The organism is Bradyrhizobium sp. UBA2491 (genome assembly GCF_002341725.1).
Lineage (GTDB): Bacteria > Pseudomonadota > Alphaproteobacteria > Rhizobiales > Xanthobacteraceae > Bradyrhizobium.
In genome coordinates, this window is sequence record NZ_DDOP01000064.1 from 22773 (window position 1) to 45384 (window position 22612).

General features: G+C 64.6%; 20 protein-coding genes, 1 tRNA gene and 1 pseudogene. 11 read left to right on the forward strand and 11 right to left on the reverse strand.

The window, feature by feature from the left end; translation table 11 throughout:
* Nucleotides 1-66: 66 nt before the first annotated feature.
* The 3 genes and pseudogenes from B2W55_RS21005 to B2W55_RS21015 all read right to left on the reverse strand — a co-directional run bounded on the left by B2W55_RS21005 (nucleotide 67) and on the right by B2W55_RS21015 (nucleotide 2650).
* Nucleotides 67-143 (reverse strand) — tRNA-Arg (locus tag B2W55_RS21005).
* A 218-nt stretch (nucleotides 144-361) separates the two neighbouring features.
* Nucleotides 362-463, reverse strand: a pseudogene (locus B2W55_RS34255) (PEPxxWA-CTERM sorting domain-containing protein); the annotation flags it as partial.
* Nucleotides 464-1141: 678 nt separating this feature from the next.
* Nucleotides 1142-2650, reverse strand: a complete 1509-nt coding sequence (locus tag B2W55_RS21015; protein WP_024582688.1) for a flavin-containing monooxygenase — start codon at nucleotides 2648-2650, stop codon at nucleotides 1142-1144.
* Nucleotides 2651-2734: 84 nt separating this feature from the next.
* Between B2W55_RS21015 and B2W55_RS21020 the strand changes: the two genes are divergently transcribed.
* Together B2W55_RS21020 and B2W55_RS21025 are read left to right on the forward strand one after the other, a co-directional pair.
* On the forward strand, nucleotides 2735-3373 hold the full coding sequence (locus tag B2W55_RS21020) for a TetR/AcrR family transcriptional regulator (protein ID WP_024582687.1): 639 nt from the start codon (nucleotides 2735-2737) through the stop codon (nucleotides 3371-3373).
* Nucleotides 3374-3593: 220 nt separating this feature from the next.
* Nucleotides 3594-4250 carry a hypothetical protein gene (locus B2W55_RS21025; protein ID WP_100554841.1) on the forward strand — a complete coding sequence of 219 codons (657 nt, stop codon included), beginning with the start codon at nucleotides 3594-3596 and terminating at the stop codon, nucleotides 4248-4250.
* 10 nt (nucleotides 4251-4260) lie between these two features.
* Here B2W55_RS21025 and B2W55_RS21030 read toward each other — a convergent pair whose 3' ends face one another.
* Both B2W55_RS21030 and B2W55_RS21035 read right to left on the reverse strand, forming a co-directional pair.
* Entirely contained in the window at nucleotides 4261-4800 is a 540-nt protein-coding gene (locus B2W55_RS21030) for a CAP domain-containing protein (RefSeq protein ID WP_244442254.1), read from the reverse strand.
* 23 nt (nucleotides 4801-4823) lie between these two features.
* On the reverse strand, nucleotides 4824-5828 hold the full coding sequence (locus tag B2W55_RS21035; protein ID WP_024582684.1) for a 2-dehydropantoate 2-reductase: 1005 nt from the start codon (nucleotides 5826-5828) through the stop codon (nucleotides 4824-4826).
* Between the two features lie 150 nt (nucleotides 5829-5978).
* Between B2W55_RS21035 and B2W55_RS21040 the strand changes: the two genes are divergently transcribed.
* Nucleotides 5979-6581 carry a YidB family protein gene (locus tag B2W55_RS21040; protein WP_024582683.1) on the forward strand — a complete coding sequence of 201 codons (603 nt, stop codon included), beginning with the start codon at nucleotides 5979-5981 and terminating at the stop codon, nucleotides 6579-6581.
* Nucleotides 6582-6617: 36 nt separating this feature from the next.
* Complete coding sequence (locus tag B2W55_RS21045) at nucleotides 6618-6896, forward strand: GlsB/YeaQ/YmgE family stress response membrane protein (RefSeq protein ID WP_024582682.1); 279 nt, start codon at nucleotides 6618-6620, stop codon at nucleotides 6894-6896.
* Between the two features lie 85 nt (nucleotides 6897-6981).
* Here B2W55_RS21045 and B2W55_RS21050 read toward each other — a convergent pair whose 3' ends face one another.
* Nucleotides 6982-7764, reverse strand: coding sequence for an SDR family NAD(P)-dependent oxidoreductase (locus B2W55_RS21050; protein WP_024582681.1), 783 nt, complete (start codon nucleotides 7762-7764; stop codon nucleotides 6982-6984).
* Between the two features lie 88 nt (nucleotides 7765-7852).
* The gene (locus tag B2W55_RS21055; protein WP_024582680.1) at nucleotides 7853-8614 is read right to left on the reverse strand and encodes an N-acyl homoserine lactonase family protein; all 762 of its coding nucleotides are present in this window, start codon (nucleotides 8612-8614) and stop codon (nucleotides 7853-7855) included.
* Nucleotides 8615-8811: 197 nt separating this feature from the next.
* Between B2W55_RS21055 and B2W55_RS21060 the strand changes: the two genes are divergently transcribed.
* The 7 genes from B2W55_RS21060 to B2W55_RS21090 all read left to right on the forward strand — a co-directional run bounded on the left by B2W55_RS21060 (nucleotide 8812) and on the right by B2W55_RS21090 (nucleotide 17192).
* A complete protein-coding gene (locus B2W55_RS21060; protein ID WP_024582679.1) occupies nucleotides 8812-10440 on the forward strand; it encodes an AMP-binding protein in 1629 nt (542 codons plus the stop codon).
* A gap of 15 nt (nucleotides 10441-10455) precedes the next feature.
* Complete coding sequence (locus B2W55_RS21065) at nucleotides 10456-11670, forward strand: ABC transporter substrate-binding protein (RefSeq protein ID WP_024582678.1); 1215 nt, start codon at nucleotides 10456-10458, stop codon at nucleotides 11668-11670.
* Nucleotides 11671-11714: 44 nt separating this feature from the next.
* Nucleotides 11715-12848 (forward strand): NADH:flavin oxidoreductase/NADH oxidase, encoded by a 1134-nt coding sequence (locus B2W55_RS21070; protein WP_024582677.1) that lies wholly within the window; start codon nucleotides 11715-11717, stop codon nucleotides 12846-12848.
* A 2-nt stretch (nucleotides 12849-12850) separates the two neighbouring features.
* Nucleotides 12851-13702: an IclR family transcriptional regulator gene (locus tag B2W55_RS21075; protein WP_024582676.1), complete on the forward strand. Its 852-nt coding sequence runs from the start codon at nucleotides 12851-12853 to the stop codon at nucleotides 13700-13702.
* A 230-nt stretch (nucleotides 13703-13932) separates the two neighbouring features.
* Nucleotides 13933-15000 carry an acyl-CoA dehydrogenase family protein gene (locus B2W55_RS21080; RefSeq protein WP_024582675.1) on the forward strand — a complete coding sequence of 356 codons (1068 nt, stop codon included), beginning with the start codon at nucleotides 13933-13935 and terminating at the stop codon, nucleotides 14998-15000.
* Nucleotides 15001-15030: 30 nt separating this feature from the next.
* Nucleotides 15031-16191: an acyl-CoA dehydrogenase family protein gene (locus B2W55_RS21085; protein WP_024582674.1), complete on the forward strand. Its 1161-nt coding sequence runs from the start codon at nucleotides 15031-15033 to the stop codon at nucleotides 16189-16191.
* Between the two features lie 200 nt (nucleotides 16192-16391).
* Entirely contained in the window at nucleotides 16392-17192 is an 801-nt protein-coding gene (locus B2W55_RS21090) for an enoyl-CoA hydratase/isomerase family protein (protein ID WP_024582673.1), read from the forward strand.
* Nucleotides 17193-17387: 195 nt separating this feature from the next.
* On the opposite strand, the gene B2W55_RS21095 is transcribed toward B2W55_RS21090, so the two are convergent.
* From B2W55_RS21095 to B2W55_RS21110, 4 genes are all read right to left on the reverse strand, one after another.
* Nucleotides 17388-19499 carry an acetate--CoA ligase family protein gene (locus B2W55_RS21095; protein WP_024582672.1) on the reverse strand — a complete coding sequence of 704 codons (2112 nt, stop codon included), beginning with the start codon at nucleotides 19497-19499 and terminating at the stop codon, nucleotides 17388-17390.
* A 269-nt stretch (nucleotides 19500-19768) separates the two neighbouring features.
* Nucleotides 19769-20524 (reverse strand): VOC family protein, encoded by a 756-nt coding sequence (locus tag B2W55_RS21100; RefSeq protein WP_024582671.1) that lies wholly within the window; start codon nucleotides 20522-20524, stop codon nucleotides 19769-19771.
* 3 nt (nucleotides 20525-20527) lie between these two features.
* Nucleotides 20528-21322, reverse strand: coding sequence for an enoyl-CoA hydratase (locus tag B2W55_RS21105; RefSeq protein ID WP_024582670.1), 795 nt, complete (start codon nucleotides 21320-21322; stop codon nucleotides 20528-20530).
* Between the two features lie 33 nt (nucleotides 21323-21355).
* Nucleotides 21356-22561, reverse strand: a complete 1206-nt coding sequence (locus B2W55_RS21110; protein ID WP_024582669.1) for an ABC transporter substrate-binding protein — start codon at nucleotides 22559-22561, stop codon at nucleotides 21356-21358.
* Nucleotides 22562-22612: the final 51 nt, after the last annotated feature.

The following is a 22612-nucleotide window of genomic DNA, read 5'->3' on the forward strand; positions in this document are numbered from 1 at the left end:
GCCGGGGGGGGGCCGATCGCACTGCGGGCGCGCTTCCGGCGCGATTTGGCGCCGTCAGGCGGAGAATGGCGATCCCGGGAAGACTCGAACTTCCGACCTACGGTTTAGGAAACCGTCGCTCTATCCGGCTGAGCTACGGGACCGCGAGCCCGCGTCGCATCCCATATCAAACGCAACGCGTGATCGCCAGCCTGTCGCGAGGTCCCTGATGGGTGAAGTTGTGGCCCGCAGCGGTGCCGTTCGAGCGGCCGAAACGGCTCTCTCGAGGGATTTCCAAGAGCAGTTCCCGACGAAAGCCCGTCCCGACTGCACGTTCGGGACAGGCTTTCATCAGGGTTTTACAGCCGAAGCGAGGGCGAGATCACGCCAACGCAGAAGAATCGCGGCGACGATAGGCCACGAAGCCGAGCGCGGCGAAGCCGATGATCATCATCGCCCAGGTCGAGGGCTCGGGCACCGACGAAACCGCGGAGTTCACGTCGAGGACGACGGTGTCACCCGCCTTGAAGAATACGTTGGCCCAGGCCGTTCCGATATGCGTCGAGTCGAACGTCACACCGCTTGCGTCGAATGTCGACCCCGTCAGGATGGACGATGGGTCCAGCGAGACGCTCGTGAAACTGGGAACGCCGCTTCCCGCCGTCAAAAGCGCGCCATTGTCGATGAAGACGCCATTGGCGTTGTAGGACGTGCCGGAAGGACTCCAGGTCGTATCGCTCAGATACGTGAAGGTGATCTGATTTCCGGACGCGCTGACCGTGAAGTAGTTGAAGAACTGCGCGCTGCCGCCCGGCAATGTGAGGGTGCTCGGGCTCCCGGGGCCGCTATATGCGCCGCCGTATGAATAGTACTGGAAACCCAGCGTTCCACTGTCAAACGTTGCGGCGCTTGCGGTCCCGAGCGAGCCTAGTGTCAGTGCGGCAACCACACTCGCCGAGAGTAATGACTTAATTGCCATGTGCCCTCTCCTGATAATATTAAATACTTCCAATAAATCGATTTAATACCTCCAAGGTCGACTGTGTCAAGATACCGCCGACACAGGACTACCTGGAACTGAAAATCGCAGCGCCGTGCACGAACTGCACCAAACCGCAGTAGTTTCAATCCCTTGCATGGTACGCGGCGGAGCCCCCCGCCGCTACGCCGCCTGGCCGACCGATTTCGACGGTGAGCCGATCGTGGCAGTTGGCCCGCGTGCCGGCATAAACTCCAGCGCTCCGTCTTTCAGCGAACCGAAACGCAGGGTGACGAGATCCAGCGCATAGTTCTGGTAGAGCCGCCACGGCCGGCGCGAGCCCTGCTTCGGGAATCTGGCGGCCGCACGCTGGATGTAGCCTGAAGAAAAATCTACCCAGGGCAGTTCGGTGACGTCAGGATCGTTCCGCCGCGGCGTGACCTGCGCGTAGCCATTCGCCTTCATGTGGTTGAGCATGCGGCAGACATATTCGCAGGTCAGGTCGCATTTCAGCGTCCATGACGCGTTGGTGTAGCCGAAGGCGGCAGCGAGGTTCGGCACACCGCTGTACATCAGCCCCTTGTAGTTCATGGTCTTCGACAGATCGACGTCAGCGCCGTCGACCTTGATCTCGAGCCCGCCAAGCACCTCGAGATCGAGGCCGGTCGCGGTGACCACGACATCGGCGTCGAGCGCATTGCCGCTCTTGAGCTTGATGCCGCCGGGCGTGAAGGTCTCGATCTGGTCGGTGACGACGGACGACGCCCCGCTGCGCAGCGATTGAAAGAGGTCGCCGTTCGGCACCAGGCAGAGCCGCTGGTCCCACGGATTGTAGCGCGGCGTGAAATGCGTCGCGACGTCGTAGTCGGGACCAAGCGCGTGGCGCACGCCGCCGAGGATCAGCTTCTTCACGCGCTCCGGATCGCGCTTGCAGAGCCGGTAGAAATACATCCCGAACAGCACATTCTTCCAGCGGGTGAGACCATAGGCGAGCTTGGCCGGCAGCCGCGCGCGCAGCCAGTTGGCAACCTTGTCCTCGTCAGGCCGCGCCACGACATAGGTCGGCGAGCGTTGCAGCATCGTGACATGGGCGGCGGTCTTGGCCATTTCGGGGACCAGCGTCACCGCGGTCGCGCCGCTGCCGATCACCACCACCTTCTTGCCCGCGTAGTCGATGTCACCGGTCCATTTCTGCGGATGGACGACGCGGCCGGCGAAGTCGGCAATACCGGGGAAGTCGGGCGTATAGCCGTGCTCGTATTTGTAGTAGCCACTGCACATGAACAGGAAATTGCAGGTCAGGCGTTCGATGGTCTTCTCCGGCCCGCGCTCGACCTCGACCGTCCATCGTGAATCCGCGGACGACCAGTCGGCGCGCACGACGCGGTGGTTGAAGCGGATCTTCTGGTCGATGCCGTACACGCGCGCCGTCTCGCGGACATAGTTCAGGATCGAGGGTCCGTCCGCGATCGCCTTCGGCGCGGTCCACGGCCGGAACGAATAGCCGAGCGTGTACATGTCGGAGTCGGAGCGGATGCCGGGATAGCGGAACAGATCCCAGGTGCCGCCGATGCAATCGCGGCCTTCGAGAATGGCGTAGCTGCGGTCAGGACAGTTGGTCTGCAGATGATAGCCGGCGCCGATGCCCGACAGCCCGGCCCCTACGATCAACACGTCGAAATGCGCGGACATGCCCTGACCCTCCCGTGGCAGAATTGACAATCCGTATTGTCAGATAACTTGACATCTGACAATGGCTCATGTCAATACCCTTCCATGGCAAGCAGCCGGAAAGCCCGCCTCTACGGCGGCATGGACGCCGAGGAACGCCGCACCGAGCGGCGGCTCAAGCTGATCGACGCGGCGGTCGAGGTCTATGGCGAGGTCGGCTACCGCGGCGCGACGGTCAAGGCGATCTGCGAGGCGGCCGAGCTGACCGAGCGCTATTTCTACGAGTCTTTCGCCAACAGCGAGGCCCTGCTGATCGCCGCCTACGGCCATGTCGTCGGCCATTTGCACGCGGAGATGACCGCTGCCGCGGCGGCTGCCGGCGACGACGCCGAAGCAAGACTGCGCGCCGCGCTGACGCTGTATTTCACACGGCTGAAGCAGCACCCGAAGCCCGCGCGGGTCTTCCTGCTGGAAATCTCCGGCATCAGCCCGGCGGTCGATGCCGTCAAGCTCGACGCCGGACGTGTGTTCAGCGACATCCTGGTGCCGCCGAGGCGCGATTCGAAACGCGGCGACAATGCCGCGACGGCCGCGCTGCTCTCGATCGGCATGGTCGGCGCCGTGATCTCGATCGCACTGCGCTGGGTGTCGAGGCAATATCCGCAACCGATCGAGGACGTCGTTGCAATCGCCGCCAGCTTCTGCCGCGTGGCATTGAACGGGACCGATCATCGCTTCGGGTGAGGTGAACGATTCAAGTCGAATTGTTCCGATCCGCCCGCGCCGGACGATCAGAATTCTTCCAATCATTCCAATGATGCACGCCGCTGTGTTCCATCAGACACAGGGGCCGATCGCAGTTCCAAGGGTTGGCGAATTCGTCGGGTTCCTGGGTGACAAGCGTCACTAAAATGACGACAATCCGCTCACTCTGTGTCGTTCGGGTTTGGTTGCAATGTCCGTGATGCCGTCACGATCATCGACGTTGGCTGTTGCCGTTTTGGTCGCCGCTGTCACGCTGGCGCCCATCACTGCGCATGCGCAATGGTGGCGCAGCGGGCCGAAGGATTTCGAGGATTGCGCCGACCTCGCCGAAAAGGCGAAGACCAAGGAAGACAAGACCGCGCAACTCGCCGATTGCAACGCCAAGTTTGCCGGGCGCCGCAAGGTGGGCGGCGGCTACACCTATTACGACTTCATGCAGGACCGCAGCTTCGACATCGCCGGTCCCAATCCGACGCCGGACGAGCAGAAGAAGATCGACCAGGAATATACCGGCTACCTCGAGACGCAGCGTCGCTCCAGCATCGTCGCGGCGTTCAACGCCAAGCAGCTCGAGCGGCAGGAAAAGCAGCGCGAGCAGGCGCCGCGGATCCAGCAGGCGTCATTGCACAGCGAGCCGGTGCGCAGCGAGCCGGCGAAAATCCCGGTCCCGGTTGCACGACCGAGCAAGCCGCGGGTCGCGGCCGTCCCCGTTCCCGAGGCGCGACCGCGGGTGCGCAGCTGCGTGAAGGGTACCTTCTCCTGCGACTGGCCGCGGCTCTCGGACGGATTGAACGATCTGAAGAAGCTGTTCACGCCGCCCTCGCTGTCGCCGACCAAGCTCGCGAAGCGCAACTGATCTCGCAATATCAGTCGGTGATCACCATCGCCCAGAACCTGCGGTACGGCGACTTCGGATTGTCGACGAAGGCGACACCGACACGCTTGGCGCCCGGCATCAGCAGGTTCTCGCGATGACCCGGCGAATTCTCCCACTGCTTCAGCATCTCGGCGAAGGCGATGAAGCCGGCCCCGATGTTTTCAGCGGCGCGCTGCTTCTTCAGCGGCGCGATGCGCGTGAAGAAGCTGCCGCCCGCGGAATGACTGACCGAGCCGGTCGCCGACATCGCCTGCGCCTGCTTCAGCGCCATCGCATTCAGCTTCGCGTCGAGCGTCACCGCAGGCATCCGATTGGCGCGCCGGTACACACTGATCGAACCGGCATAGTCGGCGACCGCGACCGGCTTGCGCTCTGATGTCGCGGACTGGCTCGATGCCGCGGCGGCCGCGCGCTGCTCCTGCAAGCGCGCGTCATAACCCGGCGACGGCGTCACGGTCGGCGGCGCGGCGCGAACGGCGCTGCCGGCCAACGCGATGACAATGACGAGTGCGGCGCAAGCTGGTCTCATGATGTCACATCTCCGTTCGCCGCTTATCCCGCGCGAATCTGCTCCGGTGTCAGCCCCGGTGATCCCTTGCCGTCTGCCTCCGCCGCCCGAACCAGCGCGATGACGCGGCGCGACAACGACGCGTCGAGGCCGCGGCGATCTGCGATCGCGGCAATCACGCCCTGAAGGTAATCGATCTCGGTGCGCCGACCGCGCTGCAGATCCTCCCACATCGAGGAGCGCGCCTCGGGATCGATCTTCATGGTGCGGCCGAGCAGCATGCCGAACAGTGCGTCCGGCAGCCGCAGCAATGGCGGCATCCAGCTCGATGGCAGCGGCGTCGGCGATACCGGCACGATGCCTTCGGCGCGCACGGCGGCGATACCCTCGGCCATCTGGTCGGCGAGCAGCCGGCGCCAGCCGCGCTGCGCGAGTTGCTGCCGCAGCGGAATGTTGGACAGCGCATTGAGCGCATTGTTGAGATTGACGATCAGCTTGCCCCATTGCGCGCCGTCGATATTGGCGGTGCTGCTGATCGCAAGGCCGGGCACCGAAAGCCCTGCCGCGGTGCCGGCATCATCCTGCGCGATCACGATGTCGCCCGACGTCGAGCGATGGAAGCGGCCGTCGCCGAGCGCGACCACATTGAACGGCACCATGCCGCCGAGCACCTTGCGCCCCGGCAGGCCGTCGCGCAGCACCGGCAAATTGCCGACGCCATTCTGTAGGCTGACCACCACCGCGTCAGAAGGCGCGTGGCGGGCGACCAATTCGGCCATCTCGCGTGTGTCGGCGCTCTTCACCGTCACCAGCACCGTCTGAACATCGTGCAGGATCGATGGATCGTCGGATAGCGTGAGTCGGTCCGCGGATACCGTCTGCTCGGAGCCGTCGAAACTGCTGACCCGCAGGCCGCTGGCGGTGATCTCCTGGATCAGCCGTGGCCGCGCCAGCAGCGTGACGCGGCGGCCTGCGGCGGCCAACATGCCGCCGACGAAGCAGCCGATACTGCCGGCGCCCGCGATGCCGATCGACCGGTCCCGGTTCATCTGGCTAAACGTCCGTTCATCGCAACTCGATAGCAGACCGGGGACTGTCTGCCTATTTCGATGCGCCACGGCCCCGATGCCCCGCCTTGTAACCGTCATGGGCCGAAGCTATGTTTCCGGCACGGGGCACGGTTGCGGCAGGAGACGATCATGGGTTTACTCGACGTACTCAACGGCATGCAGAACGGGCCCCGCGGTCCGAGCGCGCCAAGCACATCATCCGACAGTTCGAGCGGCGGCGGCATGTCGCCAATCACGATGGCCATCATGGCGCTGCTCGCCTGGAAGGCGGTCAAGCATTTCTCCGGCGGCCAGCCGGGCGCGACCGCCCCTGACCCGCGGCCGGCGCAGGCGCCGCCGCTTCCCGGCAATGTGACCGCGAGCCTGCCCGGCGGAGCCGGCGGTGGCGGTCTCGGCGACCTGCTCAAGGGCGGACTCGGCGGCCTGCTCGCGGGCGGTGCGGCCGGCAGCGTGCTCAGCGGCGGCCTCGGCGATCTGCTCAATCAATTGCAGCAAAAGGGCCAGGGCGACGCGGCCAGTTCATGGGTCAGCAACGGTCCCAACAAGCAGATCTCGCCCGGCGACCTCGCCAACGCGCTTGGCGCGGATCAGATCAACTCGCTGGCGTCGCAGAGCGGCTTGTCGCGCGACGAACTGCTGCAGGGGCTCAGCCAGTACCTGCCCGACGCGATCAATCATCTGACACCGGACGGACGGCTGCCGAGCGGCGACGAGCTGCACGGCAGGCTTTGACGGCAGCGTTGATTCCATCTGAGGAGGACGACAGTCATGGGCGGCATCATCTGGGTCATCATCGTCGGTTTTGTCGCGGGGATCATCGCGCGGTTCCTGTCGCCGGGGCCGAACAATCCAAGCGGCTTCATTCTCACAACGGTGCTCGGCATCGCCGGCGCGTTCCTCGCGACCTTCATCGGCCAGGCGATCGGCCACTACGGTCCCGAACAGGGCGCGGGCTTCATCACCGCTACGATCGGCGCGCTGGTGGTGCTGTTCATCTGGAATCGGCTGGTCGCGGCGCGCGTGATCCCGGATATCGGAAATAGATAGAACGCGTCACAACACGGCTTCAAAATCAAAATGCCCGGGCCAAAGCCCGGGCATTTCGCTTTCGGCAAACGACACGGACGCCGAATCACTGAATCAGGTGCATGCCAGCGTCCATGCGGACGAATTCGCCGGTCATGTTGCTCGACGCCGGGCTCGCCAGGAAGCAGACCAGATTGGCAATGTCCTCGGCCGTCGAGGCGACCTTCAGCGGCACCCGCGCGACCACCGCATCGCGCACCTGCTTGGCGCCGTCTTCGCCGCGGCCCTTGGTGAACCAGGGCGTATCGATGTAACCCGGACACACCGTGTTGACGCGGATCAATGGTGCCAGCGCACGCGCCAGCGACTGCGTCATGGTGTTGAGCGCGCCCTTGCTCGCGGCATAGGCGACCGACGAGCCGCCGCCGGAAATGCCGGCGACCGAGGAAACGTTGACCACCGCCGAGGGACGGCCGGAAGCTTTCGCGCCGGCTTCGAGCAGCGCACGCGCCGCGCGGACCATCTGGAACGGGCCGATGGTGTTGACGGCATAGATGCGCTGGAAGTCTTCCGCGGTCAGGCCGTCGAGATTGTGATGCGGCACATGCTTGGTGGTGCCGGCATTGTTGACCAGCACGTCGACGCGGCCCCAACCCTGCGCGGCGGCCGCGATCTTCTTGCAGTCCTCGTCACGCGAGACGTCGCCTTGTACCACCAGCACCTCAGCGCCCTGCTTGCGGCAGAGCTCGGCCGTCGCCTCAGCCTCCGCCTTGCTGTTGGAATAGTTGATGATGATGCGCGCGCCCTGCGTGGCGAGGATTTGCGCGGTGGCGGCGCCGAGCCCCGATGCCGATCCCGTCACGATCGCGCACAAACCATCCTTGGACATCTGCATTTTCCTTGTTGTTGTGAGCCAGATGAATTCCGGCGATGGCATACCATATCGCGCGGAACAGTATCTGCAAACAGCGCCTATCCTATGTGTAGGCGTTCGGACCCTTTTGCAGGCCGGCCCATTGCGCCTCGTCATGGCCGCAGATGATCTTGACGCCGGATGCTTCGAGTCTTGCGATCTCCTCCAGCGAGTTCAGGAACTGATCGACGTCGAGGCTGTTCCGCGGCGAGACCCGCTGGTCGAGATTGGCGCGCACGCTGAGCGAGTCTGACGCGAGCAAATATTCGCCGCTCTGATCCAGCTTGACCAGCGCGCCGGTCGTGCCCTTCGAATGTCCCGGCAGCGGGATCAGCGTCAACCTGCCGTCACCGAACACATCCATCTGCTTGTCGAAGATCTCCGTCTTCAGCGGATGATCCCAATCCGCCTTGATGTATCCGCGATCGAACGCGTTATCGGCCTTCGCCGCCTCGATCTCGAGCGCGTGGACGAAGACCGTCGCCTTCTTGAAGAAGGCATTGCAGCCGCAATGATCAGTGTGCAGGTGAGAACAGATCACCACGTCGATATCGTCGGGACCGAGGCCGACGGCCTTCAGGCTGGTTAGCACGTGATCGTCCGCCGGCATGATCGGCTGCATGTATTTGGCGAGCGTGCCGAGCCGGCCTTCCGGATCGGTCGCAACGTCAGGATGACATCCGGTGTCGAACAGCACGTTGCCCTGGGTATGCCGCAACAGCACGCAGGACACCGGAAGGTCGATCATCTCGCCGCGCGCCGCATCGGGAAGATAGGTCCGCTTCGACATCCGCAAGCGCCCGCCGGACAACATATGCATCTTCATCGCATCACCCCTGATTTTGAGTTCAAACCACATATGAGTTTTATAGAAACTCATAATAGATTTGACAGCATCTTATTCGCGCCTATAGCTTCCGCGCAACGTCGCGATCGCATCACCATGCGCTCAACGAAGCAGCCGCCTCTCCGGCCCGCGTCGTTGACATCGATCAGCGGTCGCCCAAGGGAAGTTTCGCCACGATGTACACCGTGTTCAGCGTGTTCGCTGCGACGTCCGATCCGGCAGCGTTCAAACCCTTTCTCTGCATTCCCGCGCGGCCCGACCGCGCATATTTTCCCGACGGCGTCGAACTGTCCTATGGCGACATCGCGCGGCAGGTCTGCGCATTACGCGACCGGTATCGCGCATCCGGCTTCGGCCATGGGCATCGCGCCTGCCTGCTGCTGGAGAACCGGCCCGACTTCATCGTGCATTGGCTGGCGCTCAACAGCCTCGGCGTCTCGATCATTCCGATCAACCCGGCCTATCGCGCCGCGGAAATCGAATATCTCATTGCGCATGCCGAGCCCGATTTGATCGTCACGCTGCACGATCAGAAGGAATTGCAGAAGACGCTGACCGGCGCGGTGCCCGTGCTTGAGGTGTCTGGTGACGACCTCGGCGCAAGCGCGACGCAGATCCCGCCTGCCAAGCGGCCGCCACCTCGTGCCGGCGAACCGGGAAGCGAGACCGAGGCTGCGCTGCTCTACACGTCAGGCACGACGGCGCGTCCGAAGGGATGCATCCTGACCAACGAATACGTGGTCTCGACCGGCCGCTGGTACATCGGCCGCGGCGGCGAGGCGACATATCATGCCGGTACGGAGCGGCTCTACAGCCCGCTGCCGCTGTTCCACATGGCCGGCCTGACGCTGACGCCGATCGCGATGATGCTGACCGGCGGTTGCCTGATCCTGCCCGAGCGCTTCAACGCCAAATTTGCCTGGCGCGACATCGTCGCCTGCCGGGCCACCGTGCTGCACTATCTCGGCGTCATCGTCGCGGCCCTGCTCGCCCAGCCGGAGACGCCGGACGAGAAAGCCCATGCGCTGCGCTTTTCGATGGGCGTCGGCGCCAATCCCGAGCAGCGCGCACGCGCCCGCGACCGCTTCGGCATCCCGTTCGTCGAGGGCTGGGGGATGACCGAAACCGGGCGCAGTCCGTTCAACACGGTCGAGCCGCGCCACCTCGAAACCAACACCATCGGCCGCAGCGAGCCGGGCCTCGAGATGATCGTCCTCGATGGAGACGACAATCCCGTGCCACCTGGATCGATCGGCGAACTCTGCGTGCGCCACTCGGAAGCGACGCCGCGGCGCGGCTTCTTCTCCGGCTATCTCAGGGATTTCGAGGCGACCGAGCAGGCCTGGCGCGGCGGCTGGTTTCACACCGGCGACAGCGCCTGGCAGCACGCGGACGGCGCCTTCGTTTTCGTCGATCGCCTCAAGCATCTGGTCCGCCGCGCCGGCGAGAACATCTCGGCGGCGGAGGTCGAAGCCGTGCTGACCACGTCCGGGCTGGTCAAGCAGGCGGCGGTCGTCGCCGCGCGCGATCCGATCCGCGACGAGGAGGTCGCGGCGTTCATCGTGACCGATGACGGTGCCACGGCCTCACGCGAGCTTGCGCAGGACATCTTCCAGTTCTGCCGCGAACGCCTCGCGGCTTTCAAGCTGCCGGCGTGGATCGCTTTCGTCACCGAGTTGCCGCTGACCTCGACCAACAAGATCCAGAAGCACGTGTTGCTCGGCGCAGACCGGGACCCGCTATCGCATCCCGGCATGATCGACCTGCGGCAAGAGAAAGCCAACGCCATCAGGCAATCGAACTAGAGGAAACGAACGACAATGAGATCGACCTACGGATGGATCGCCGCGAGCGCCGCAATCCTGTCTGCCGCCTTCGCCACACCATCCCGCGCGCAGATCTCCGACGACATGGTGAAGATCGGCGTACTGACCGATCAGGCCGGCCTTTACGCCGACGCTGCCGGCCCCGGAGCAGTCGAAGCGGTCCGGATGGCGATCGCGGATTTCGGCGGCAAGGTGCTGGGCAAGCCGATCGCGATGGTCGATGCCGACCATCAAAACAAGGCCGACGTCGGTGCCGGCATCGCGCGACGCTGGTACGAGCAGGAGAATGTCGACGTCATCGTCGATTTCGCCAACTCCGCCGTCGCCTTCGCCGTGCTCGAACTGACCAAGCAGAAGAACAAGGCGATGCTGGTGTCGTCGGCCGGCTCGTCCGATCTGACCGGAAAGGGCTGCTCGCCGAATTCAGTGCAGTGGACCTACAACACCTACGCGCTCGCCAACAGCACGGTGCGGGCGCTGGCGAAGGAAGGCGCCAAGAGCTGGTATTTCGTCACGGTCGACTACGCTTTCGGCCACGCTTTGCGCAACGACGCGGCCAGGACCGTGGAGAAGGTCGGCGGCAGCATCGCCGGCGAGGTGCGGCATCCGCTCAACAGCATGGATTTCTCGTCCTATCTGCTACAGGCCCAGAGCTCGAAGGCCGACGTGATCGCCTTCGCCAACACCGGCGGCGACCTCGCCAATTCGATCCGGCAGGCGCAGGAATTCGGCATGGCGCAGCAGCAGAAGCTCGCGGCCTTCCTGATGCAGACCAGCGACATCCACGCGATCGGCTTGCAGGCGGCACAGGGACTGCAACTCGCGACCGCCTTCTATTGGGATCTCGACGACAAGACCCGCGATTTCGCCGCGCGCTACATGGCGAAGACCAAAAAGCGGCCGACCATGGTTCAGGCCGGTCTCTACTCCGCGGTCATGAACTATCTCAAGGCGGTCGAGAAGTCCGGCACCGACGAAGGCCCCAAGGTGATCGCGCAGATGAAGAACATGCCGATCGACGACTTCTTTGCGCGCAACGCCTATCTGCGCGAGGACGGCCAGCTCATCCACGACATGTATCTCGTGCAAGTGAAATCGCCGGCGGAATCCAAGGGCGCCTGGGACTACGAGAAGCTGCTTCAGGTCATCCCGGGCAAGGAAGCATTCGCGACACCAGAGGAAAGCGCCTGCCCGCTGCTGAAGAAATGACCGCCATCACGTCCCCACACACCACGAGCAAGGCTGGACATCGCATGACCGAACTGCCGCTGCTGTTTACCCCGCTGCAAATCCGCGATCTCGAACTGAAGAACCGGATCATGGTTTCGCCGATGGCGACCTATTCGGCGCGCGAGGGCCGGGCCACGGATTGGCATACCGCGCATATCGGCAAGCTCGCCGCCGGTGGCGCCGGCCTCGTGTTCGTCGAGCAGAGCTCGGTGAACGTCCAGGGGCGCATCACCCATGGCTGCCTCGGCATCTGGGACGATGCGCACATCGCGGACCACGCCGCCCTCGCCGCGCTGATCCATGGCTTCAACGCCAAGGCCGCGGTCCAGATCGCGCATGGCGGCCGCAAGGGCTCGTCGCAGCGGCCGTGGGAAGGTGGCAATCCCCTCGGCGAAGCCGACGTCACGGCTCGCGGCGAAGGCCCGTGGCAGATCGCGGCCTCGAGCGGCATTCCCTTCGACGACGGCTGGCCGGCTCCGCAGATGATGACGTCGGAGCAGATCGATGCCGTGGTGGACGACTACCGCCAGGCGTTCCGCCGCGCCAGGGTCGCCGGCTACGACGTCATCGAGCTGCACTGTGCGCACGGCTATTTGATGCACTCGTTCCTGTCGCCGCTGGCCAACAACCGCAACGACGAGTATGGCGGCTCGCGCGAGAACCGCATGCGCCTGCCGCTGCGCATCGCTGCGATCATGCGCGAGGAATGGCCGGATCATTTGCCGGCCTTCGTGCGGATCTCGTCGGTCGATGGCGTCGACATCGGCTGGTCGATCGAGGACTCCGTTGCGTTCGCCGCCGAGCTGAAAGCGATCGGGATCGACATGGTGGACTGCTCGTCAGGCGGCATGAAGCTGCCGCGCGGCAACTCGCTGGTGTCGCGAACCCCGGGCTTCCAGGTGCCGTTCGCCGAGCGAATCCAGCAGGAAGTCGGCATGGCGACGGTGGCGGTCGGGCTGATCCGCGAGCCGGACTACGCCGAAGCCATTTTGCGGGACGGCAAGGCGACGCTTATTGCGCTCGGCCGCGAACTGCTATGGAATCCGAACTGGCCCGCGCAGACGGCACTGGCGCTCGGATGCGATCCCGAATGGACCAGCTGGCCCGAGCAATATGGCTGGTGGCTGAAGCGGCGGGTGGCACAGCAGGGACGATAGCGATGCCGTTGGCGAAGAAGGATGCAGCGAATGCCGGCGCGGCCGCCGGCCCGCGGTCTTTCGACGGCCCCGATTTCCCCGGCGATACCTCGCGCGACCTGCCGAAGATGGACAATGCGGTCAAATCGGCGCGGCGCGTGTTCGACGTGCTCGAATTCTTCGAGGAGCACCAGCGGGCCGCGTCCGCCATCGAGGTCGCAGCCGCGCTCAAGTTCCCGCAATCCAGCACCTCAGCGCTGATGCGCACGATGACCGCGTTCGGCTATCTGCACTACGACACCAGCCGCCGCACCTATATCCCGACGCCGCGGATTTCGATGCTGGGGCATTGGCTGAGCCCGGCGCTGTTCACCCGGGGGCGCCTGATCAATCTGATGAACGAGCTCTCCGAGAAAACCGGAGAGACCATCATGCTCGCGGTGCGTAACGGGCTCAGCGCGCAATATGTCCATATCATTCAGGCCAAGCTGCCGATGCGGCTATACGTCAAGGCCGGAACGCTGCGCCCGCTGGCGCGATCCGCATCGGGTTACGCGCTGCTGTCGGCCTATCCGGACAAGGAGGTGCGCCGCCTGGTGCGCCTGATCAACGCCAACGAGCCGCGATCCGACCAGCAGATCGACATCAAGGCCGTGATGCTGGAGCTGAAGAAGGTGCGCGTCGAGGGGCATGCCTTTTCGCTCGGCCTGGTCACCCCCGGCGCGGGCGCCGTTGCCATGAACCTGCCGACGATCGCGGAATCCAACGAGCCGCTGGTGCTGTGCGTGGCCGGATTGAACGACGCGCTGGTCACCCAGGAGACCGAGTTCGCCGACCTGATGCGGAAGGCGATCCAGTTTCATCTGGCGGACTGAAGCGATGCCATCGACCAATTCTGTTGCGCGCGTGGCATACAAACCGAACCGTCCGAAAGTTCACTCTGCGGAATTCATCCATCCGATCCGGCTTCATGTCGTCCGCGCAAGTGGCCCTGCGGTCAACGCTTGTCACGGCTATGGCTTTTCCGCATCATTGAGCGCAAGACAACATCGCACGCAGGCCCTGCCGAACGGCCGGACCCAAGCCAATCAACACGAGGAACGCTGTGGCGGAGAGTGAAAACATCGTCGCCGAGACCGCGGAAAAGATTTTCGCCGATCTCGCGGATGCCCAGACCATCAATCACGACAAGAAGGGCGCGTGGAAGGCGCCGCTGTGGCAGGCGTTGACCGACGCCGGCCTGCCGCTGTCCTGGGTGCCTGACGATCTCGGCGGTTCCGGCGCCAGCCTCGCCGAAGGATTCAGCGTCCTCAACGTCGCCGGGCGGCATGCGATCGCTGTTCCGCTGGCCGAAACAATGCTGGCCGGCTGGCTATTGACGCAGGGCAAGATTACCTCGCCGGAAGGCGAGATGACGGTTGTCCCTGCGAGCCCGAAGGATCGCGTCACACTCAACGCCGATGGTTCGCTCACCGGCCGCGCCCGTCGCGTGCCGTTCGCCAAGGACGCGAAACATTTCGCGGTGCTGGCAAGCGGCAAGGACGGCATCTCGATCGCGCTGGTCGATGCCGCGAAGTGCCGGATCGAATCCAGCACCGGACTTGGCGGTGATCATAACGACACCGTCACGCTCGACAAGGTGCAGCCGGTCACCACCAAGCCGGCCCCCAAGGACTTCGACCAGACCACACTGATGCTGATGGGCGGCGTGGTGCGCAGCCTGCAAATCGCGGGCGCGCTGGAAGCGATGCTCGACATCTCGGTGCGCTATTCCAACGAGCGTGTCGCCTTCGAGAAGAAGATCTCCAAATTCCAAGCCGTGCAGCACAACCTCGCCCGCCTCGCCGGCGAGAACGCCGCGGCACTGGCTGCCGCGACGTCGGCGGCGGACACCATCGTCAACGCCACCTCGCTGAATAGCGATGCGGTGTTCCTCGAAGCCGCGGCGGCGAAGATCCGCTGCTCGGAAGCGGCCGAGAAGGGCAGCAGCATCGCCCACCAGGTGCACGGCGCGATCGGTTTCACCATCGAGCACATCCTGCACCGTTATTCGCTGCGCGCACTGGCGTGGCGCGACGATTTCGGCTCGGAGAGCCACTGGGCGGTCGAGCTCGGCAAGCTCGTCGCCGACCGTGGCGCCGATGAATTGTGGCCGCTGGTGGCTTCGCGCTGAGATCAGGCAGAACAATCAGGACTGGACATCATGACTGCAGCCCTTCGTTTCGATCCGATCCGCCTGCCCGAGAAATGCGAGCAGCTCCGCAAGGAAGTGCGTGCCTTCCTCGCCGAGGAAATCGCCGCCGGCACCTTCGATCCCCACGCGCCGAACCGCGAGGACAATGACGCGCCGGAATTCTCCCGCCGCGTCGGCGCCAAGGGCTGGCTCGGCATGACCTGGCCCAAGAAATATGGCGGCCAGGAGCGCTCGTTCCTCGAACGCTACGTGGTGACCGAGGAGATGCGGGTGGCGAACGCGCCGACCCGGCGCTTCTTCGTCGCGGACCGCCAGAGCGGCCCGGTGCTGCTGAAATACGCCCCCGAGCACATCAAGATGGACATCCTGCCGCGGATCTGCCGCGGCGAGGTCTGCTTCGCCATCGGCATGAGCGAACCGAACTCCGGCTCCGATCTGTTCGCGGCGAAGACCCGCGCGACCAAGACCGACGGCGGTTACCTGATCAACGGCACCAAGATCTGGACCTCGTCGGCGCACATCGCCGACTACATGATCGCGATCTTCCGCACCTCGCCGCCGACCAAGGAAAACCGCCGCCACGGCCTGACCCAGTTCCTGGTCAAGATGAAGCAGCCGGGCATCCAGGTGAATCCGATCGGCCAGATCACCGGCCAGTTCGAGTTCAACGAGGTCGTGTTCACCGATTACTTCGTGCCGGAGGATCACGTGCTGGGCGAAGTCGATGGCGCCTGGAAGCAGGCCACATCAGAGCTCGCCTATGAGCGAAGCGGCCCCGAGCGCTTCCTCGAGACGTATTACGTGCTCACCGAGCTGGTGCGTGCGGTCGGCAAGAATCCGGACACTCGCAGCGCCGAGGGCATCGGCCGCCTGGTGGCGCAGGTGCACACCATGCGCCGCATGTCGGTGTCCGTCGCCGGCATGCTGCAAGCCGGCAAGGAGCCGGTGGTGGAAGCCTCCATCGTCAAGGACATCGGCACGGTGTGGGAGCAGCAGCTGCCGCATCGCGTGCGCGATCTCGCGGCCTTCGTCGAGGAGACCGCGACCAACCGCGAGACGCTGGAGAAGCAGCTCGATTTCGCCATCAAGACCGCACCCAAGCTGACGATCCAGGGCGGCACCACCGAGGTACTGCGCGGCATCATCGCCCGCGGGCTCGGTTTGCGTTAGTCGATGAGATCGATGACCCAGCCAGGCGCTCGATCGACCTCTCCCGGAAGGAGAGGTCGGCGCATAGCGCCGGGTGAGGGATTACGGTCTATCGAGAGAGCACAACCCCTCACCCGATTTGCTCGCGCAAATCGACCTCTCCCCTTGGGAGAGGTGACACCGATCGCACCGAGAGATAGCAGCCTTACCGGAGACAAGAGATGACCAAGTACACTGATATCGGCGTCGAGACCCACGGCCATGTCGGCCTGATCGAAATCCGCAAGCCGCCGCTGAACTTCTTCGACGTCGCGCTGATCAACCAGATCGCCGACGCGCTGGAGGAGTTCGACAACAACATCGAGATCCGCGCTTCGGTGCTCGCAGCCCAGGGCAAGGCGTTCTGCGCCGGCGCCAATTTCGGCGACCCGGCCCGCCAGGAGCAAGAGGAGCGCGCCAAGAGCGATCCGGCCTCGAACCTGCCGATCAACCATCTCTACGTCCAGGCGGTCCGCATCTTCCGCAACAAGAAGCCGATCGTCGCCGCGATCCATGGCGCCGCGATCGGCGGCGGTCTCGGCCTTGCGGTCTCGGCCGACTTCCGCGTCGCCTGCCCCGAGGCGCGCTTCGCCGCGAACTTCACCAAGCTCGGCTTCCATCCGGGCTTCGGCCTGACGACGACGCTGCCGGAGCTGATCGGCAAGAACAATGCCGAGCTGATGTTCTACACCAGCCGCCGCGTCACCGGCGAAGAGGCCTATCGCTGGGGCCTCGCCAATGTGCTGGTGCCGCAGGATCAGGTGCGTGCCGAGGCAATGAAGCTCGCGCAGGAGATCGCCGAATGCTCCCCGCTCGGCCTGGTCTCGACCCGCGCCACCATGCGCGCCGGCCTCGCCGACCGCGTGCTCGCCGCGACCAACCATGAGTTGGAAGAGCAGACCAAGCTCCGCGCCACCGAAGACTTCAAGGAAGGCGTCAAGGCCACCGCCGAGCGCCGCGTCGCCAACTTCAAGGGGCGGTAGCCGCGGCTCTCTCCACATGGTCGTCCCGGCGAAAGCCGGGACCCATACGCCGCGGCCCGCGGAAGGGGCACACCATTCTCTTTCCACCCGTCATTCCGGGGCGCGACGCAGTCGCGAGCCCGGAATCGATAACCATGATCGTGAGTATGGATTCCGGGCCCATCGCTTCGCGATGTCCCGGAATGACGGGGTTGATTAACTCCTCGGCACCACCAGCGCATCGACAATCGTGACGCCCTGCCCCTCCGGATGCACCAGCACCGGATTGACCTCGATCTCGGCAATCTCGCTTCGATGCTGCGCCGCCAGTACTGAAATCTGCGAGATCAACTGCGCAAGCGCTGTGACATCCGCCTTCGGCGCACCACGAAAGCCGTGCAACAGCGGCGCGGCCTTCAGCGTCGCCAGCATCGCGGTTGCCTCCGCCGCGCTGACCGGCGCCGGGCGATAGACCACGTCCTTGAACAGCTCGGTGGTGATGCCGCCGAGCCCCACCATCACCATTGGCCCGAAGGTCTTGTCCGTCATCGTGCCGACGATGATCTCGACGCCCTTCCTGGCCATCGGCCCGACCAGCACGCCCTGGATCGCGGCGTCCGGCCGCGCCTTCTGCACCGTCTCCAGCATGTCGCGATAGGCGATGAACGCCGCGCCCTTGGCTGCGATGTTGACGCGGACGCCGCCGACCTCGCTCTTGTGCGCGATCGCCGGCGACTGGATCTTCATGACCAGCGGAAATCCGGCCCGCTCGATCGCAGCGTCGAGCCCGTCGCGATCGGTCACCAGCACTTCGTCCGGCAACGCGACGCCGGCCGCGCGCAACAGCGACTTGCTGTCATGTTCGGAGAGCGTCTTCGCCTTCAGATGCGCGGAGAGATCGCGCGCCGGCGACGTTGCTGCGATCTCCGGCGCCGGCGCGAAGCCGGCATAATCCGCCAGCCGCCGCATCGCGACGCCGACATGGGTCAGTCCCGACAGCACCACCACGCCGGATTTCGCCAGCTCCTGCCGCGCGAATGACGACGGCAGCGTGTAGGAATAGAACACCACCGGCTTGCGCTGCGCCGCGATCAGCGGCTTCAGCTCGACCTCCTTGAACGGCATCCGCGTCTCGCTCGACAGCGACAGCACGACCAGCGTCGCGTCCACTTCATCTGACGCGTCGAACAACTCGATGCTCTTCTGCAAACCGCCGGAAGAGACGCCCTGCGCGGTGACGTCGACGGGATTGCCCGCCGCGCCATAGGACGGCATCCATTGCTTGATCTGGTTCTGGATTCCGGCGGAAAGCTCCGGGACCCGCAGGCCCTGCATCGAGACGGTATCGGCGCCCCAGATACCAGCGCCGCCAGACACGGTGAGCACCGCGACGCGATCGCCCTTCGGCAGCGGATTGGTGGTCAACACGGCAGCAATCGTCACGGCCTCATCGAGATCGTTGGAGACGATGAAGCCGTATTTCGCGAAGACGGCATCATAGGCCGCCGACCAGCCCGCCATGCTCGCGGTGTGCGAGGCCGCCGCACGCTCGCCGGCGCCGGAACGGCCGACCTTGGTGACGATCACGGGTTTCCTGATCTCCGCCGCGCGCTTCGCCGCGGCCAGGAACTTGTCGACGTCGCGAATGCCTTCGATGAACAGCAGGATCACGTCGGTCGAGGCATCCTGCACCATGTAGTCGAGAAACTCGCCGGCGGCGAGATCGCTCTCATTGCCGGCGCTGACGACGTAGCTCAACGCGACGCCAAGCGCTTTGGCGCGATGATAGATCGCAAAGCCGATGCCGCCGCTCTGCGCGACAATACCGATCCGCCGCTGGCTCGCGACCAGCACCGGCGCATCCGGCTTGACGTCGACGGTCGGGCTGAAGGTCGCGGCGACCTTCTGCACCTGGCTGTAAAAGCCTTCGGCATTGGGACCGGAGATCCGCATCCCCGTCCGTTTCGCCAGCGCCACGATCGCGTCCTGCATGTCGGCGCTGTCGCCGCCCTCCTCGGCAAAGCCCGAGGAGATGATGACCGCGTTCTTGACGCCGACCGCCGCGCACTGCTCCAGCGCCGTCAGCACCGCGCGGGCGGGAATGACGACGACGGCGAGATCGATCGGCGCACCGATATCGACGATCGACTTGAAGCATTTCAAGCCGTCGATCTCGTCATAGTTCGGGTTGATCGGATAGAGCGCGCCCGGATAGCCGTTCTTGCGCAGCATCGCGAGCAGCCGGCCGGGTATCTTCTCGTGATCGCGCGACGCGCCGATCAGCGCGATGCTCTTTGGGGCAAAGAAGGTATCGAGCGGATGCGGCATGGGCGCGTTCCAATTGTTATCGTTGCGTTCGACGATATTGGATCGTTGGGATGAGCTCAACCTCACCCCGTCATCCTGATGAGGCCGCAACGCGGCCATCTCGAAGGATGAATCGGCCACCAGCCGGGCCGTGCATCCTTCGAGACGCGCTACGCGCTCCTCAGGATGACGGGCCGCGTGGCCCGGATGCAGCGCAGCGCAATCCGGGGACGGCCTATCCGCTGAGAGCGCGATCCCCGATTTTGCTTCGCTGCATCCGGGTTACAACATCACGCCGTCAGCTTGAACGTCACACCGCAAAGCTGGAACTGATCGCCATCAACCACGCAGCCTTTGGCTTTCGCCGTCCCCAGCACCTTGGCCTTATCGACGACCTTGAACGTCAAGCCGCTCATGATCTCGCTATCGCCCTGGACGAAGCGGAAGGTGCTGTTCGGCAGCTTCACCGTGGCACCATCGGCAGCAATGCCGACGATCTTGCCCCAATGCGCCGCCAACGCCTCGGGCTCCGGGCTCTGCATCTCGACCTCGGTCAGCGCCAGGGTCGTGTCCTTGCGGATCGACGTCTGCCAGTCCGGGCCGGCCGGCGGGTACGGCCCCAGGATGTCGTCGCTGCCGTCGGTGTGGTTGAACTCGATGAAGGCCGCGCGGCAGTCGCGCGGATGCAGCTGCACGCCATGATAGGGCGCATGCGTGATGACGTTCGCGGTACGCACGCCCATCGCATTGGCATTCGCGCCGCGCGCGTCGGGATCTTCGCAAGCGAAGATCGCCATGTAGCCGCCGCGGCCGCCAGTCTTCTCGATGAAGCGGCCGGCCGCCGTGCCCGGTCCCGGCTGGAACGGCGCGACGACTTCCAGCAGGATCGTATCGACCGGCAGCAGCGCGTTCTCGAGCCCGTATTTGGCGACGTTGCCGTCGCGGTAGCAGACATCGAGCCCCATGATCGCGGAGATATCGGCGATCACGGGCGCAAGCTGCGGCGCCACCAGGCAGATCTGCCGCAGCCGCATATACCCGGTCATGGCTTACTGCCCCTGGAAGGTGGGCTTGCGCTTCTCGACGAAAGCCTTGGCCGCTTCCTTGTGGTCGGTGGTCTCGCCGGCGCGGGTGTGGTGGATCGCCTCGCCGTCGAAGCAGGCCTCGAGCGTCATGGTCTCGGCATTGTTGATGTTGCGCTTGATGTAGCCGAGCGCGACCGACGGGCCCTGCGCCAGCGACCGCGCCAGCTCCAGCGTCTCCGCCTCGACATCGGCATCGGGCACCACCTTGGAGACCATGCCGAGGTTGAAGGCCTCCTGCGCCGACAGCACCGGCGACATCAAGTACAGCTCGCGCGCCTTGGCGCTGCCGAGCATCTTGGTGAGAAAGTAGGTGCCGCCATAGTCACCAGAGAAACCGACCTTGGCGAAAGCCGTGGTGATCTTGCAGGACGCGCTGGCGACGCGGAGGTCGCAGGACAGTGCGATCGAGAGGCCGGCGCCTGCTGCCGCGCCGTCGAGTTGCGCCACCACCGGCTTCGGCATCTGGTGCAGGATCCGCGAGACCTCCATGCCGCGGCGCAGGTTGGCCATCTTGGCCTCGAACGGCAGCGGCGCGCGGCCGGCCGCCATCGACTTGACGTCACCGCCGACGCAGAAGGTGCCGCCGGCGCCCCGGATCAGCACCGCGCGCACCTCGGTATCGTCCTGCGCCCGCCGCGCCGCCTCGACGAGACCCTGCGTCATGTCGGGATTGAGCGCATTGCGCCGATCCGGACGGTTCATGGTGATGGTGAGCAGGCCCTTGTCGAGGGATTGAAGGACCATCTGGTTATCGCTCATGGCGTTTTGCCTTTCGTTGTTGTTTTCAATTCGTCACTTCTTCACCAGCGGACAGCGCGAGTCCGCCAGCGGCTGGAATGCTTGGTCGCCTGGCACGGTTGCGAGCAGCTTGTAGTCGTCCCAGCGGCCCTTCGATTCCGAGGGCTTCTCGACCTCGAACAAGTACATGTCGTGGACCATGCGGCCGTCCTCGCGAATCCGGCCGTTCTTGGCGAACATGTCGTTGATCGGGGTTTCCTTCATCACCTTCATGACGGCGGCCGCATCGGTGGTGCCGGCGGTCTTCACCGCGTTCAAATAGTGCAGCACGGAGGAATAGACGCCGGCCTGCGCCGAGGTCGGCACCCGCTTGGTGCGCTCCATGAAACGCTTGGAGAACGCGCGGGTGTCGTCATTGAGGTCCCAATAGAACGCTTCCGCGAGCAGCAGGCCCTGCGCGGTCTCGAGCCCGACGCTGTCGATATCGGTGACGAAGGCCAACAGCGGCGACAGCCTCTGGCCGCTCTTGGTCAGGCCGAACTCGGCGGCCTGCTTGATCGCATTGATGGTGTCGCCGCCGGCATTGGCAAGCCCGATCACCTTGGCTTTCGAAGCCTGTGCTTGCAGCAGGAAAGACGAGAAGTCCGAGGTGTTGATTGGATGCCGCACGCTGCCGAGCACCTTGCCGCCCGACTTGATCACGACATTGCTGGTGTCCTTTTCGAGATCCTGGCCGAAGGCGTAATCGGCGGTGAGGAAGAACCAGGTGTCGAGGCCGGATTTCACCGCGGCAAGGCCGGTCACATTGGCCTGCGCGAAGGTGTCGAACACATAATGTACGGTGTAGGGGCCGCAGGCCTCGTTGGAGAGCCGGATCGAGCCGGGGCCGTTGAAGATGATGATCTTGTTGCGCGCCTTGGCGATCTCGGCCGCGGCGAGCGCGGTGGCGGAGGCTGCGACGTCGAAGATCATCTCGACGCCCTGATTGTCGATCATGTCGCGGGCGATGTTGGCCGACAGGTCGGCCTTGTTGAGATGGTCGCCGACCACGATCTCGATCTTGCGGCCGAGCACCGTACCGCCAAAGTCCTCCGCCGCCATCTTGGCCGCGGTTTCGCTGCCCGAGCCGGTGATGTCAGCATAGAGGCTCGACATGTCGAGGATGCCGCCGAGCTTCAGCGGAGGCTTGTCCTGCGCCAGCGACGCATTCGCCGAGATCGCAAACACACAGGCCAACACGCCGGCCAAAACTCGTCTCATCAAATCCTCCCGTTGAAGCGCGGACCTCATTCCATCAGGTCCGTTTCGAGG